16 protein-coding genes, 1 tRNA gene and 1 pseudogene are annotated in these 13,799 nt (G+C 71.1%); 8 read left to right on the plus strand and 10 right to left on the minus strand.

Annotation, left to right across the window (positions count from 1 at the left end; translation table 11 throughout):
- Positions 1–83: 83 nt before the first annotated feature.
- From Asi02nite_RS42745 to Asi02nite_RS14110, 4 genes and pseudogenes are all read right to left on the minus strand, one after another.
- On the minus strand, positions 84–350 hold the full coding sequence (locus Asi02nite_RS42745; RefSeq protein WP_373312259.1) for a hypothetical protein: 267 nt from the start codon (positions 348–350) through the stop codon (positions 84–86).
- A gap of 98 nt (positions 351–448) precedes the next feature.
- Positions 449–1,033: pseudogene (locus Asi02nite_RS42750) on the minus strand (phosphatase PAP2 family protein); the annotation flags it as partial.
- Between the two features lie 121 nt (positions 1,034–1,154).
- A complete protein-coding gene (locus Asi02nite_RS14105) occupies positions 1,155–1,760 on the minus strand; it encodes a response regulator transcription factor (protein ID WP_203713166.1) in 606 nt (201 codons plus the stop codon).
- On the minus strand, positions 1,757–2,869 hold the full coding sequence (locus tag Asi02nite_RS14110; protein WP_203713168.1) for a sensor histidine kinase: 1,113 nt from the start codon (positions 2,867–2,869) through the stop codon (positions 1,757–1,759). The genes Asi02nite_RS14105 and Asi02nite_RS14110 overlap by 4 nt, the downstream gene beginning before the upstream one ends.
- 86 nt (positions 2,870–2,955) lie before the next feature.
- On the opposite strand from Asi02nite_RS14110, the gene Asi02nite_RS14115 reads away from it, so the two are divergent.
- From Asi02nite_RS14115 to Asi02nite_RS14135, 5 genes are all read left to right on the plus strand, one after another.
- Positions 2,956–3,765, plus strand: a complete 810-nt coding sequence (locus Asi02nite_RS14115; RefSeq protein ID WP_203713170.1) for a hypothetical protein — start codon at positions 2,956–2,958, stop codon at positions 3,763–3,765.
- A 19-nt stretch (positions 3,766–3,784) separates the two neighbouring features.
- Entirely contained in the window at positions 3,785–4,381 is a 597-nt protein-coding gene (locus Asi02nite_RS14120) for a hypothetical protein (RefSeq protein WP_203713172.1), read from the plus strand.
- A 380-nt stretch (positions 4,382–4,761) separates the two neighbouring features.
- Positions 4,762–5,100: a helix-turn-helix domain-containing protein gene (locus tag Asi02nite_RS14125; RefSeq protein ID WP_203713174.1), complete on the plus strand. Its 339-nt coding sequence runs from the start codon at positions 4,762–4,764 to the stop codon at positions 5,098–5,100.
- A 2-nt stretch (positions 5,101–5,102) separates the two neighbouring features.
- Positions 5,103–5,969 (plus strand): ImmA/IrrE family metallo-endopeptidase, encoded by an 867-nt coding sequence (locus tag Asi02nite_RS14130; RefSeq protein ID WP_239126707.1) that lies wholly within the window; start codon positions 5,103–5,105, stop codon positions 5,967–5,969.
- Positions 5,966–6,589 carry a PIN domain-containing protein gene (locus tag Asi02nite_RS14135; RefSeq protein WP_203713176.1) on the plus strand — a complete coding sequence of 208 codons (624 nt, stop codon included), beginning with the start codon at positions 5,966–5,968 and terminating at the stop codon, positions 6,587–6,589. Before Asi02nite_RS14130 ends, Asi02nite_RS14135 begins: the two co-directional genes overlap by 4 nt.
- A gap of 317 nt (positions 6,590–6,906) precedes the next feature.
- On the opposite strand, the gene Asi02nite_RS14140 is transcribed toward Asi02nite_RS14135, so the two are convergent.
- From Asi02nite_RS14140 to Asi02nite_RS14165, 6 genes are all read right to left on the minus strand, one after another.
- A tRNA-Leu gene (locus Asi02nite_RS14140) sits at positions 6,907–6,981 on the minus strand.
- A gap of 54 nt (positions 6,982–7,035) precedes the next feature.
- Complete coding sequence (gene bcp, locus Asi02nite_RS14145) at positions 7,036–7,506, minus strand: thioredoxin-dependent thiol peroxidase (RefSeq protein WP_203713177.1); 471 nt, start codon at positions 7,504–7,506, stop codon at positions 7,036–7,038.
- A complete protein-coding gene (locus tag Asi02nite_RS14150; protein WP_203713178.1) occupies positions 7,503–8,705 on the minus strand; it encodes a hypothetical protein in 1,203 nt (400 codons plus the stop codon). Before Asi02nite_RS14150 ends, bcp begins: the two co-directional genes overlap by 4 nt.
- On the minus strand, positions 8,706–9,419 hold the full coding sequence (locus Asi02nite_RS14155) for a DsbA family protein (protein WP_203713179.1): 714 nt from the start codon (positions 9,417–9,419) through the stop codon (positions 8,706–8,708).
- Complete coding sequence (locus Asi02nite_RS14160) at positions 9,412–9,915, minus strand: MauE/DoxX family redox-associated membrane protein (RefSeq protein WP_203713180.1); 504 nt, start codon at positions 9,913–9,915, stop codon at positions 9,412–9,414. Before Asi02nite_RS14160 ends, Asi02nite_RS14155 begins: the two co-directional genes overlap by 8 nt.
- A gap of 67 nt (positions 9,916–9,982) precedes the next feature.
- Entirely contained in the window at positions 9,983–10,591 is a 609-nt protein-coding gene (locus Asi02nite_RS14165) for a sigma-70 family RNA polymerase sigma factor (RefSeq protein WP_373312256.1), read from the minus strand.
- A 124-nt stretch (positions 10,592–10,715) separates the two neighbouring features.
- Here Asi02nite_RS14165 and Asi02nite_RS14170 point away from each other — a divergent pair, with 124 nt between their 5' ends.
- The 3 genes from Asi02nite_RS14170 to Asi02nite_RS14180 are packed head-to-tail and all read left to right on the plus strand — an operon-like array spanning position 10,716 to position 13,736.
- On the plus strand, positions 10,716–11,342 hold the full coding sequence (locus Asi02nite_RS14170; protein ID WP_203713181.1) for a zf-HC2 domain-containing protein: 627 nt from the start codon (positions 10,716–10,718) through the stop codon (positions 11,340–11,342).
- The gene (locus tag Asi02nite_RS14175) at positions 11,339–12,994 is read left to right on the plus strand and encodes a copper resistance CopC/CopD family protein (protein WP_203713182.1); all 1,656 of its coding nucleotides are present in this window, start codon (positions 11,339–11,341) and stop codon (positions 12,992–12,994) included. The genes Asi02nite_RS14170 and Asi02nite_RS14175 overlap by 4 nt, the downstream gene beginning before the upstream one ends.
- Before the next feature lie 16 nt (positions 12,995–13,010).
- Positions 13,011–13,736: a YcnI family copper-binding membrane protein gene (locus Asi02nite_RS14180; protein WP_203713184.1), complete on the plus strand. Its 726-nt coding sequence runs from the start codon at positions 13,011–13,013 to the stop codon at positions 13,734–13,736.
- Positions 13,737–13,799: the final 63 nt, after the last annotated feature.

Genomic DNA, 13,799 nt, shown 5'->3' on the forward strand with positions numbered 1-13,799 from the left:
TCCCATCGTCTCCGCCCGAGCAGCGAAGGACACGGGGAAACCCTAGCCCAGTAGTCCAATGTTTGGACGGTCCAAAAGTGTGATCAATTCGGCCGGTCGATCCCGCGTCCGGGCGATGGCGACGCTGGACGCCCGCTCCGCGTACACGTGGCCGTGATCCCGGGGTGGCGCCGCCGAGCGGACCCGGCCCGTTGTCTTGGCGATCCCGGAGGCGACAGCCGGCGATGCCGCAGCCGCGCGGCCTCGGAGCGCTCGACGATGGCTGAAGCGACCGCGAGCACCACCATCGCGACGATCGCGTCCAGCCAGTAGTGGTTGCCGGTCGACACCACGACCAGCAGGGTGGCCACCGGATGCGCGAGCCACAGGTACCGCCACCTGCCGCGGCCGCGGCGACCAGCGCCACCGCGACGGCGAGCGCCCAACCGACGTGCAGCGACGGCATCGCGGCGTACTGGTTGGTCAAGGTGTCCGTCCCCGGCGGCCCGTAGACGCTCGGCCCATAGAGGGCACCGGTGTCGACCAGCCCGGTGGCGGGGACGAGTCGCCCCGGCGCGAGCGGAAAGGACACGTGCGCGAGCAGCGCGACCGCGGTCAACCACGCCAAGATCCGCCGCGTCCGCCGGTACAGCGGCGGTCGGCGCAGGTAGAGCCAGACCAGCACGGCGGCGGTCGCGGGGAAGTGGACGTACGCGTAGTAGTAGCTGTTGGCCGCGTCGACGAGCCAGCCATGGCGGAGCAGCGCGTGCTGGACAGCCAGTTCGCTCGGCAGATGCAGCCCGCGTTCCCACCGCCAGATCGACGCGGCGTTGCGCATGGCCTCGCCGACATGCCCCGAGACAACCTGACGCCCCATCTTGTACGCGAGAAAGAGCGCGACGACGAGCACCAGTTCCCGGATCGCGGCGCGCAACCGGCCCTGGTTCCCCGCGCCGGCTCGCGGAAGCCCACCGCTCGCGACGCCGTCCCGCCCGCGCCGCGCGCACGAGACGGTCCGGGTCACCCGCCTCCGGGTCGGCGTCGGGCTGGTCATCGCACCTCTGCGCCATGGTCATCTCGACCTTGGCAGCAACACCGGCGATGATCAAGAAAGCGATCTCACCTTTTGTCCCTCGTCACATGCCTCGTTGCGGTATCGACCAGCGAAAGTCAGATCAGAGCCAGCCGTTGTCGCGGGCTTTGGCGGCCGCCTCGGCGCGGTTGGCGACGGCCAGCTTCGTGACGATCGCCGTGAGATGGTTGCGGACCGTGCCCGGCGACAGGTTCAGCCGCCGGGCCACGACCGTCACCGGGACGTCCGGGTCGCCGCATCGCAGCACGTCCAGCTCGCGCTGGGTCAGCGGGCACTCGGGGAGGGACAGGGCGTCCGCCGCCAGCGCGGGGTCCACGTACCGGCCGCCGGCGTGGACCCGCCGGATCACGTCGGCCAGCGCGCCGCCCGGGGAGCCCTTGGGCAGGAAGCCCTTGGCGCCGGCGGCGAGCGCCCGCGGCAGCTGGGCGGGGCGGCCCCGGCCGGTCAGGATCACCACGGTGCACGACGGCACGGTCCGCCGCAGTTCCGCGGCCACCGCGATGCCGTCCAGCGCCGGCATCTGCAGGTCGACCACCGCCACGTCGGGCCGGTGGGCGCGGGCGGCCTCCACCGCCGCGCGGCCGTCCGCCGCCTGCGCCACCACGTCCAGGTCCGGCTCCAGGTCGAGCAGGGCGGCGACGGCGACCCGGATGAGCTCCTCGTCGTCGGCGAGCAGGATTCGGATCACATCGACGAGGGTACGACGGCCTCAAGCGTGAACTCACCGTCGCCCGTACGGGTGCGCAGCGTGCCGCCGGCCTCGGCGAGGCGGTCCGCGAGGCCGCGTAGGCCGTGGCTGTGGGCGTCGGGTGCGGCGCCGACTCGTACGCCGTCGTTGGTCACCGTCATGCGCACCTCGCCATCGACGTGCGCGATCGCGATGGCGCACCAGCTCGCCCGGCTGTGTCGCAACACGTTGGTGGTGGCCTCGCGCAGCACGGCGGACAACACCGCGACCGCCGGCAGGTCGTCGCCCGGCACGGTGACCGTGCACCGCACACCGGACGACTGCAGCACCTGCTCGATCGCGGCCAGCTGCTCCTTGAGGTCCACCTGGCGGTACCCGTGCACCACCTCGCGCAGCTCGGCCAGCGCCGACGCGGCCAGCCGGCGTACCTCCCCGGCCTCCCGCCCGGCCCGCTCACCGTCCGTCGCGGCCAGCCGCTGCGCGAGCTCCGCCTTCAACGCGATGATCGACAGGTTGTGGCCGAGCAGGTCGTGCACGTCCCGGGCGAACCGCAGCCGCTCCTCGGCGGCGGCGAGCTGTGCCTGCGCCGCGCGGCCCTGCTCGGCCTGCAGCAGCAGATCCCACAGCCAGACGTGCAGCGTGTTGATGGCCGCGATGCCGGCGCCGAAACTGACCACGATGATCAGTGAATGGATCACCGAGCCGGGCGTGACCACCAGCGCGAGCGCCAGCGTCACGGCGCTGAGCAGGGCCGCCCTGAGCTTGCCGGTGAGCACCGGCAGGTTGCCGACGATGCAGGCGGCCAGCCACGACCAGCTCGGCCAGTCGCCACCCACCGGGCCCAGCAGCGGCAGCGAGGCGACCGCGGCCACCGCGAACGCCAGGGTCGCGCGTCGCCGGGCTTGGTCGGTGAGCCAGGGTGTGACCAGCGCGTGCAGCACCGCGGCCTGCGCCGCGGAGAAGAGCACGATGCCGAGCGCGCCCACCGCCGCCCGCGCCGGGTCGGGCTCCCGCCACAACCCGACGGCCGGCAGGAACAACGCCGCCGCCGCGTTCGTGGCGAGCACGATCAGCGTGACCACGCGTACGCGTTCCAGACGCCGTTGCATGGGCTGACTGTAGGTGGCCGCCCGTCACGCCCGGACCGGGAAATGTTCACGGGTCGGTTGCGCGCGGGCCGCCCGACAGTGACCGCATGACAACGACAGCCGTCACACCCGGCGCCCGCCCGCTCGTCCGTCACTTCGTCGAGATGGTCCTGGCCATGATCGTCGGCGTACTCGTGCTCGGTCCACTCTGGCCGGTGCCCGCGACGCTGGCCGTACGGGCGGATGTCGCCTCGTTCGTGATGGCCACCAACATGTCCGTCGCGGTGGCGGTGTGGATGTGGCATCGCGGCCACAGCAACGCCGCGATCGGCGAGATGACCGCGGCGATGTACGCGCCGTTCCTGCTCTTCCTGATCCCGTGGTGGGCGGGCCTTCTCGCGGGCGAGGTCGTCCTCATCGGCGCTCACGTGCTGATGCTGCCGGCCATGGTCCTAGCGATGCTGCGCCGGACCACCGAGTACGGCGCCACCCCGCACGTCGACGCCGACCGACGCGGGACCGTGGCCCGGGTGCTGGCCAGGTGGCCGAGCGTGTTGGGCCTGCTAGCCACTGTGGACAACCTGGTGGACCCGCGGCCGGTGCCGGTCTACGCGATGATGATCCTGCCGGTCGGCTACCTCGCGATCGGCGCGATCCGGCGCACTTTGCGGCCACGGCCGGTCCTGCTGGCCCAGCTGGGCCAGCTGCTGGGCTATCTCCTCCTCCTGGGCGCCGCGGTGCTCGCCGGGCCGCAGTGGAGTCAGTACCTGGTGGCCGCCGGATGGATCTTCCACGCCGGCTGGGACCTGTGGCACCACCGGCGAAACCTGGTGGTCCCTCGGCCGCTCGCCGAATGGTGCGCGGTCGTCGACCTGATCATCGGCATCTCGGTCATCCTGGTTGCCGCGACGATGTGACGAAAGACAGGAGCCGGCGGTGGAGCAGCTCATCTCCCGAACGGATGGCGCTTACCAGCGTTGGTTGGCATCGGACGTCGTCACCGAGGGAGTGGTCATGTACGGCCGGGAATCGCTGCTGGAGCGCAACACGACGTACGACATCGGCCGCTGGCTCCCTGGCTACCTCATGATCGGCCAAGAGGGCGACCGAGGATTCTTCCTCCGCTACGATGCCGCCGGCGGCCCGGTCTTCTGGGCCGACCTGGGCAGCCTCGGCGAGGTGGACCTCACCGTCGCGGCCCCGACGTTCGAGGCGTGGCTGCGTTCCGGTTTCGCACTGCCGGCCGACAGGGAGCCAGACCTGCCGCCGACCGCCGACGTCTATGTGGACAGGATTCCCGCCGATGAGGTTCAGCTGCTGGTCCGGGCGCGGAAGCTGCTGGGTGCGGATTGGCGATTCGGGGATCTCAGGGGCTTGCTCACCACCCAACCGTTCCTGGCGGCGAGGTCAGCTCGTCTGCACGCGCTACGCCGCGACCTGGAACACGCCCCTGAGTTGTGGCCACACCTGCTCTACACCACCGACCACGGCCTGGAAGCGATATGGCCGACGGGCCGCCCACGAAGTCGCTGACGTGCCCCAAAGTTCCCGATGCGCTGGGGTGCAATGCCTGACGTTACGCAAACCGCGAATCGCGCCCACCACACCGTGGGGTCTCCGGGTTCGCCCGCGAAATCGGAATGGCAAGTGGCTTCCTAGCCGTGGAAGCGTGATCATCGCGCACGTGCCGCGAGGCTGGCTACAGCACAGGGGATCTCTCCTCGAAGACCAGACCGTCGCCGATCGCATGCACCCAGCGTCGTCTGCCGCGGTCGAGGCCAGCACTGCGTCAGTATGAGCGTTTGCGTCCGTTTGGGCGCGTGAGGCTGAGCCCAGCGTATGGCGGCGCGTTACACGATAATCTAGACTGAATCACACGGCCCGATCATGATTCAGTCTAGGGGGTGACGGGCATGGCCAAGATCGACTTTGGTGTGCTGATCGAACAAGCTCGCATGTCTGCCGGGCTGAGCCAGCGTGGGTTGGCGGACGCCACGGGCATCTCGCAATCGACGCTGTCGCGGATCATCAACGGAGACCGTGCGGCGAAGCTGCCGGAGATCGTGGCGATCGCATGGGCGACGGGCAGCACCGTTGCCCAGCTCACGGGGGCCAGCACGGTGGCGAGCAGGGTCGAGTGCGCGGCACGAGCCACGAACGGCTCGGGCATGGAAGACATGCGTCAGGCGCTGCTGCAGTTCCTGGAGCTTGACGATTACCTTGACGAGCAGGCCATCCCGGCCACGATCTGACAGTGGCGACCACCGTGAACGCCGAAGCTGAAGGCCAAAGGTCTGCCGAGAGGTTCCGGGAAGACAACCACCTGGGGTCGCAGCCGATAGGTGACCTGGTTGCCTTGATCGAGCAGACAACCAGCATCGATGTCGCGGTTCTCGACGCGGGACCCGATGAACACGGCATGACGATGCGTGACCCGAAACGCGGCGCTGTATTCATCGGTGTGGCCCGGACCCGGCGGCCGATGCGGCAGCGCAGCACGCTGGCTCACGAGCTCGGTCACGTCGTGTTCGGTGACTGGGCCGACAATGGCGACGGCGATTGGAGTGAGCGTTCGCCTGTCGAAAGCCGGGCCGATGCCTTCGCCCGTCATCTGCTGCTGCCGCTGGGGGGTCTGCGCGACTTCCTCGGCCCCACCACGATTGTGGATCTTGGCCGGCTTTCGGCTGTCGTCCAGCGGTTCCTGGTGTCGCCGGCCATCGCGGCGATTGCTCTCGAACACGCGGGCTACATCGACGCCGCCACGAAGCGCGAGTGGAAGCAGTCGACCACACCGCAACTGGCCGTGCGTTTCGGCTGGGGTGACCAATATCGTGCGCTGGCGGCCGACTCCGACCGGCGGCGGGCCCCGCAGCGATTGCTGGCCCGGGTGGTGAGGGGCTACGCGGAGGGCGTACTTCCCGCGCAGACCATCGCGACGTTGCGCGGCATCTCCGCGGACGAGGCCGCACGCGAGCTGAAGGAAGCCGGCGTCTTCCCTGCCGAGCACCCGGTGAGGTGGGCGGATCCGGCGGAGCTGCCCGACGTCGACGTTGATCTGGCGGCTCTGGACGAGGCACTGGGCCCGGCCGACGAGTCCCCCGGCCCGTCGGAGCCGGAATGAGTCAGCGACCCATCATCGACGCCGGTCCGAGCCTCAACTTCTTGTCGATCAACAGGGAACGGCTGCTAATCGCCACGATCGGAAAGCTGAGTGCTCCCGAATCCGTACAGGCGGAGGTGTTCCGCAAGGCAGGTCAGGATGACCGGTTTCGCCCGGCAGCGGTGAGCTGGAAGAAGCTGACGCCTACCTATATCGAGGTCCTCGCAGACGACCCGACCATCGAGCTCGCCCAGGCCGTAAACCGGATCACCAGCCAGCGCATGGACGTTCGGCTGAAGCAGTCGAAAGATCTTGGCGAAACGATGGTGATCGCGCACGCTGTCGTCGCTGCCGAAGCAGGTGCCGACGTTGTCGTCCTGATCGACGACGGCCGCGGTGCACAGGACGCCACTCGTGAGATCCAACGGCTGCGCCGATTACGTGATGGCGGTGCTGCGGTCGGGTCAATAACACTGGCCAGCACGTTGACGGTTCTGACGAAGGCTGTCGGCATGCGGCACATCCGGGATCGCGGCGAGATGCGGGAGATCTACGGACGCCTACGCGGCCTCGACGACGGTCTGCCACCGATCGAGAAGACCGACCTGCTGACCACGCCCCTCTGGAAGCAAGGTCGGTAACCGGGCAACACATCGTCGCGACGCTCGTCCGCCTGCCGCGGCGGCCGGACAGCTGCCACCTCGCCGCAGAGTCCCCTCGTCCAACGTGGAAGCGTCGAGCGGACGCGCACTCGTAGGGATGCTGCGAGCGACTCTCGCCCTCGGTCACGAGCGCCCACGGGCGAGCTCGGACCCAACGGCACGTTGGGTCCGACCTCGCACACCACGAACCGCGCCCACCGGACCGTGGGGTCTCCGGGGGTCGCCCCCGGTATCGGAATGACAAATCCCCACCCAGACCCTGGCCGCGCAGCGGACAGGGTCTGGGCAGGGATTTGTGGGGTCGGCGGGACTCGAACCCGCACTGGAACGGACCTAAACCGTTTGCCTCCTGCCAATTGGGCTACGACCCCGAGGCGGCCGCTCCGCGCGGCCCTCGACATTCTGGCGTACGAACGTACGGCTTGCTAGTCGAGCCCGAGGTCGCGCCGCAGCTTGGCGACGTGGCCCGTGGCCTTGACGTTGTAGAGAGCCCGTTCGACGCGGCCCTTCTCGTCGATCACGAACGTCGAGCGGATCACGCCCGTGATCGTGCGGCCGTACGACTGCTTCTCGCCCCACGCCCCGTACGCCGTCAGCACCTGCTTGTCCTCGTCGGAGACCAGCGGGAACGTGAGGGCGTCGTGTTCGCGGAACTTCGCCAGTTTCGCCGGCTTGTCGGGGGAGATGCCGACCACCTCGTAGCCCGCCGCCTGCAGCGATGCGAGCGAGTCGCGGAAGTCGCACGCCTGCTTGGTGCAACCGGGCGTCATCGCCGCCGGGTACGCGTAGAGCACCACCCGACGGCCGCGCAGGTCGGCCAGGGTGAGCGTGTCGCCGGTGTCGGTCGGCAGGGTGAAGTTCGGTGCCTCGTCGCCGGGGCTCAGGCGTTCCGTCATGCGCCCGACTCTACCGCCGGGGTTTCCGCGGCCCCGTCGTGCGCGGGCCGGTCAGGGTCACGGCGCGGGCCCGGCACCGGTGGCCGGCCGGCGGTCGCCCGCATCCGCAGCGCCGCGGCGCCCGCGACACCGGCTCCGGCCGCGATCACCACGGCCAGCAGGAGCCGACCAAGGACGGGCGACCAGGGTACGGGTACGACGCCGTTGCCGAACGCGCCCGCGTTGCTGACGCCGGCGAAAACCGCCACGCACACACCGGCCAGCGCCAGCGCGAAGTCGGCCGCGGGCCGGCGCAGCAGCGCGTACGCACCCGCCGCCAGCGCCGCCAACCCCGTCAGCACCGGCCAGATCTGGCCCGCGAACAGCCCGCCCAACACCGCCCCGAACCCGTCGTTCCCGGCGTCGATCTCCCGCCCGACGGCATAGACCACCGCCGCCACGCCACCGACGCCAGACACCGCAGCCAACGCGACCGGCACCCACCCCCGCGACCCAGAAGCAGCAGAAGCGGCAGAAGCAGCACCCGGCGAGGAAGCAGCGGAGCGCACGGTCAACAGCCCCGCCAACCGCCGCAGCCGCCCGACCACCCCGAGCACCGCCACACCGAGAGCCGCCACCAACGACCACGCCCACCACACCCCGGCGGACGGCGGCGGCACCCAGTCGAGCGTGCCATGAACCTCCAGCGGCGTAACCCCACCGGTCCGCAGCGGCACCACCCAGTCCCGGATCCGCTGCACCCGGGACGGATCCGCCGTCACCGACGGCGGCGGCGTCGACAGCATCCAGTGCGACCTGTGGTCGTGCCAGAGCGCCACCGGCTCCCCGGACGTCCTACGCCACGTCGGCGGCAGCGTCGGGTCCGCCGTCGCCGGCAGGTTCGCCGTGCCCGTCAGGGTGGCGTTCAGGTAGACGGCGGGCGAGTGCACGTTCTCGTACACCCCGTCCGGCCGTACCTCCAGATAGGGCTCGTTCTGGTAGCCGAGCACCTCGACGGTCGTACCCGTGCGGTTGGTCAGTTCCAACCGCGCGCCGGCCTCGACCGCCCGGACCCGCAGGCCCGCGGGCGCCGGGGACACGGCGGTGACCACCGTCCGGTAGTCGGTCCCGTCCGGCGCGTCCCCACCGTGCGCCCACGCCGGCGAAGCCGACACGAGCACCGCGACCAGGGCCCCGAAGCCGGCCAGAAGAAGCCGCATCTAGGCCGCGTTCACGGCCGCGACGATGGCGTCCGGCGTCGGGTTCTGGATGACCTGGTCGTTGACCAGGACGGTCGGTGTGGCGGTGACGCCCGCCCGGGACGCCGCCTCGGTCACCGAGGCGACCCACGGCTGGTAGCGACCCGAGTTGACGCACGAGCCGAACGTGTCGCCGTTGAGCCCCAGGCCGGTGCCGATGTCGATCATCTGCTGGTTGGACAGGCCGGCGCTGCCTTCCGCGGGCTGCTGGGCGTACAGCGCGTCGTGGAACTCCTTGAACTTCCCGCCGTCGGCGGCGCACCCGGCAGCGGCGGCCGAACGGGTCGAGTATTCAGTCGTCGACGCCCGGTCGAGGAACGCCACGGTGTTGTAGGTGACGGTGACCTTGTTCTGGCTGACCAGGTCGTTGATCGCCGGCCCGGCGGTGCTCTCGAGCTGCCGGCAGAACGGGCAGAGGAAGTCCTCGTAGATTCTGATGCTGACCGGGCCGGAACCGACCGTCTCGCCGGTGGTGGTGGTCGCCGAGGCCGGCGCCACCAGCGGGCCGGTGTCGGAGCGCTGGCTCTGGTAGACGCCCCAGCCGATCAACCCGGCGATCACCAGGACGGCCACGGCGGCGATCGAGACCCACATCGTGCGCTTGCGCCGGCGTTCGGCCGCGAGCTGCTTCCGGACGACCTTCGCCGCGCTCTTGCGCTCTTGACGCTTACTCATTCGTGCCCTCCAGCCACCTGTCGATGGACAAACGGGTGCGGGGCCAGACGAGAAGGAATGCGGCCAGGACCAGGAAACCGATGTCACGCGCGATCTCGGGCGCGTAACTGGGACTCTGACCCGCGGCTAGCTGGCCCCCCGAACCGAAGCAGCCGCAGTCGATGGACAGCCCGCGTGCCCACGCGGACGAGATGCCGGCGATGAAGACCAGGAGCAGCGCGGCCGAGATGGCGGCGGCCGCGCGCGTCGCGAGGCCGACCACGAGCAGCACGCCGAGAGCGATCTCGACGAACGGCAGGGCGGCCCCGATGACCTTGGCGACTTCGAAGGGCATCACCTGGTACGCGTTGACCGCGCGGCCCGAGCCCGCCAGGTCCCCCACCTTGGCGGCGCCGGCGAACAGCCAGACTGCCGCCAGGCCGAGCCGGACCAAGGTGCCCAGCCACGGGCGGATGCCCGGCCAGGACACGCCACTGGTCAACGTCGTCACGCTCATATAGTCGCCCCGTATCGCGCAGAGGTTCCAATGCTCAGGAAGCTGACAGGCAGCCGTCAGCGAGCTGTCAGCCGGCGCCCGCCTCGGCCAGCACCGCCACGAGCTCGGCCCGGGCCCGGGCGACCCGGGACCGGATCGTGCCGACCGGCACGCCCTCGACCTCCGCCGCCTCGGTGTAGGAGAGGCCGATGAGCTGGGTGAGCACGAATGCGCCGCGGCGGTCCGCCGGCAGTCGGCGCAGCAGGTCGTGGCTGTCGAAGCGCAGCGCCGGGTCGGGCTCGGCGGCCGACATCACCGAGCGCTCGGGCTCCGGGTGGGCCTCCAGCCGCGAACGCAGCCGCCGGCGGCGGACGACCGCGCGGAGATGGTCGGCGCAGGCGCGCCTGGTGATGCCGAGGAGCCACGTACGCGCGCTGGATCGGCCCTCGAAGTCGGGAAGTGACCGGAACGCCCGCAGATAGGCGTCCTGGGCGACATCGTCCGCGGAGTCCGGGTCGACCAGCGCGGCAGCGAGACGCCAGACCTCGGCCTGGGTCGCCCGGACGAACGCGGCCTGCGCCACGGGGTCGCCCCCGCGTGCCGCCAACGCCCACCTGGTGGCGGCGTCGACCTCGACACCCGCCACGGCGGCCCCGGAAGGCCCCGGGTCCGGAGCGGTGCGCTGGGCGGGGATCACGGCAACTAAATGTACGCGACCCGTCCGTTTTCTCGGCTTTGCCGACCCCGCCGTGTCGAGGGCCACGCGGTCGCGATAAATCGCCGGGAACCAATCGGTCCCCGCGGACGACTACCTGACCATGATGTGCGAGCACGTCCGGGTCGCGCTGTCGGCGCGGCTCGATGGGGAGGCTCCGCCGGCGACCGCCGCGGAGATCGACGCGCATACCGCCACCTGCCCGGGCTGCCAGGCCTGGCTGGCCGGTGCGGAGCGGCTCGATCTCCTGGTCAGGGCCACTCCGGCGCCGACGCAGGACCTCACCGCGCGCGTGCTCACCGCCGTCGCCACCGACCAGCGCCGCCGGTCCGCGGCCGAGCCGGTCGCCCGCCGCCAGGTGCTGCGGGTCGCGGTCGGCGTGCTCGCCGTCGCCCAACTCGTCTCGGCCGTCCAGGCGCTGCTCGGCGTCGAGGGTGCCCTCGGCGCGCACGCCACCCGGGAGATGGCCTGCTTCGACATCGCGCTCGCGGTCGGCTTCGCGCTGGCGGCCCTGCGCCCCGAGCGGGCCCGGGCGCTGCTGCCGGTCGCGCTCGTGCTCGCCCTCTGCCTCGCCGCCACGAGCGCGGTCGACGTGGCCAACGGCCGTACCGCCGTCGTGCACGAGATCGGGCACCTGGCCGCGGTCGTCCAGGCGGCCGCGCTCTGGGCGCTCGGCCGCGGCGGCCCCCGGACCACCCCGCTGACCCCCGCGACCGCGGCAGGTCGCGGGTGAGCCGGGTCGCCGCACGGTTCGTCGTCGTCGCCGCCCTCGTCGTCGGCTGGGCGGCCGTCTTCCTGGCGCCGGCCGCCCCGGCCAGCGCGCACGCGGTGCTGGAGAGCACCAGCCCGGCCGCCAACTCGATCGTCCAGGCGGCGCCGCCCGAGATCGTGCTGACCTTCAGCGAGGGCGTCCGGCAGGTGGCCGACAAGATCCACGTGATCGCGCCGGACGGCTCGCGCGCGGACGCGGGTGAGCCCGAGTTCGCCGGCGGCACCGTCCGGATCCCGCTCAAGTCGGGCGGCGCGAACGGCACCTACCTGGTCAACTACCGGGTGATCTCGGCCGACAGCCACCCGGTCGCCGGCGCGTTCACGTACTCGGTCGGCGCGCCGTCGGCCGCGCCGCCGACCGACACCAACGCGACCCCGGTCGAGGAGAGCACCTTCCTCAAGATCGCGTTCCCGGTCGTCAAATACCTCGGGTACGCCGGCCTGGTGCTGCTGGTCGGCCCGGCGCTCGTGCTCGCGCTGCTCTGGCCACAGCGCCTGTCCCGCGAGAAACCGGCCCGGCTGGCCTGGCTCGGCCTCGGGCTCATCGGCTTCTCGACGGTCGCCGACCTGTTCCTGCAGGCGCCGTACACGACCGGCGGCGGCTACTTCGACGGCGTGGCGCTGCGGGACGTGCTGGCCAGCACGTTCGGCACGGCGCACCTGATCCGCATCGGCGTGCTGATCGCCTCGACGTTCCTGCTCCGCCCGCTGCTCTCCGGCCGCAGCGGGACGGCCGACCGCGTGCTGCTGGTCGTGCTCGGCGTGGTCGGGCTGGCCACCTGGCCCGTCTCGGGTCACCCGGGCGCGTCGCCGGTGCCGGCGGTCTCCGTCGTCGTCGACATGGCGCACCTCGCCGGCATGGCGGTCTGGCTGGGCGGCCTGATCATGCTGGTCGCGTTCCTGTTCCGGCAGGCGGAGCCCCGCGAGTTGAGCGCGATCCTGCCGGTCTGGTCGCGCTGGGCGACGCTCGCCGTGACCGCCCTCTTCCTCGCCGGCGTCGTACAGGCGCTGATCGAGATCTCCTCGTTCGGGGCGCTGTTCAAGACGACGTACGGGCAGCTGATCATCGCCAAGGTCGTGCTGTTCGGTGTCGTGCTGGGCGTGGCCGCGCTCTCCCGCGGCATGGTCCGCCGGGGTGCCGCGCCCGACGATCCCCGGCCGTTGCGCCGGGCGGTGCTGATCGAGGTCGCGGGGATCGCGGTCGTGCTGGCGCTGACATCGGTGCTGGTGCAGACCACCCCGGCCCGCACGGCGGTGGCCAACTCGACCTCCTCGCAGCAACAGCAGGCGGGCTACTACTCGGCCATGATCACGACCAGCCCGAAGCTCAACCTGCAGGTCGAGGTCGACCCGGCGCAGCAGGGCAACAACGACGTCCACCTGTACGCGTACACGAAGGACAACCAGCCGCAGGTCGTCGTCGAGTGGAAGGGCACCGCGTCGCTGCCCTCGGCCGGCATCGAGGCGATCGACATCCCGCTGCTCGGCCTCGCACCGACCCACGCCAGCGGCGCCATCCAACTGCCCCGCCCCGGGCAGTGGGAGCTCAAGTTCGTCGTCCGTATCTCCGACATCGACCAGGCCACGGTGACCGCCACCGTGCCCGTCACGTAGGAAAGGCTCACCACTGATGATCCGCAACCGGCTGGCCAAGGCGGCCGCCCTCAGCGCCGGCGCCGTCCTGGTCGCCCTCGGCATCGCCGGTCCGGCGTTCGCGCACGTCACGGTCAACCCCAACTCCGCGACCCAGGGTGGGTACGGGCGGGTGGCGTTCCGCGTGCCCAACGAGAGCGACACGGCGTCGACCATGAAGCTCGAGATCAACCTGCCCGAGGACGCGCCCGTCGCGTCGGTGTCGACGATGCCGGTGCAGGGTTGGACGGTGGCGGTCGAGAAGCGCAAGCTGGCGACGCCGCTGGAGGTGCACGGCAGCCAGGTGACCGAGGTGGTCGGCAAGCTGACCTTCACGGCAGCCGCCGGTGGCGGGGTCAAGCCAGGCGAGTTCCAGGAGTTCCCTGTCTCCATGGGCCCGCTGCCGGAGAAGGACCAGATGATTTTCAAGGTCCTGCAGACCTACTCGGACGGTGAGGTCTCGCGCTGGATCGACGAGCCGGTCGCGGGCGGCGAGGAGCCGGAGAGCCCGGCGCCGGTGCTGAAGCTGGCCAAGGCGGCCGACACCGCCGCGGCTGCCGCGCCGACGACCGGGCCGTCGGTGTCCGCCGTCGCCGCTTCGGACGCTGATTCGTCGTCGTCGTCGGGCGCGGCGATGGGGCTGGGCATCGCGGGTCTGGTCGCGGGTGTGCTCGGGCTCGTGCTCGGCGGCGTGGCGTTCCTGCGTACGCGATCGTCTTCTTAGGTCTGTCGACCGGCGGACCCGCCGGTCCGGGGCGTTGTCCCTGGACCGGCGGGGTTTTTTTTT

The organism is Asanoa siamensis (genome assembly GCF_016862555.1).
Lineage (GTDB): Bacteria > Actinomycetota > Actinomycetes > Mycobacteriales > Micromonosporaceae > Asanoa > Asanoa siamensis.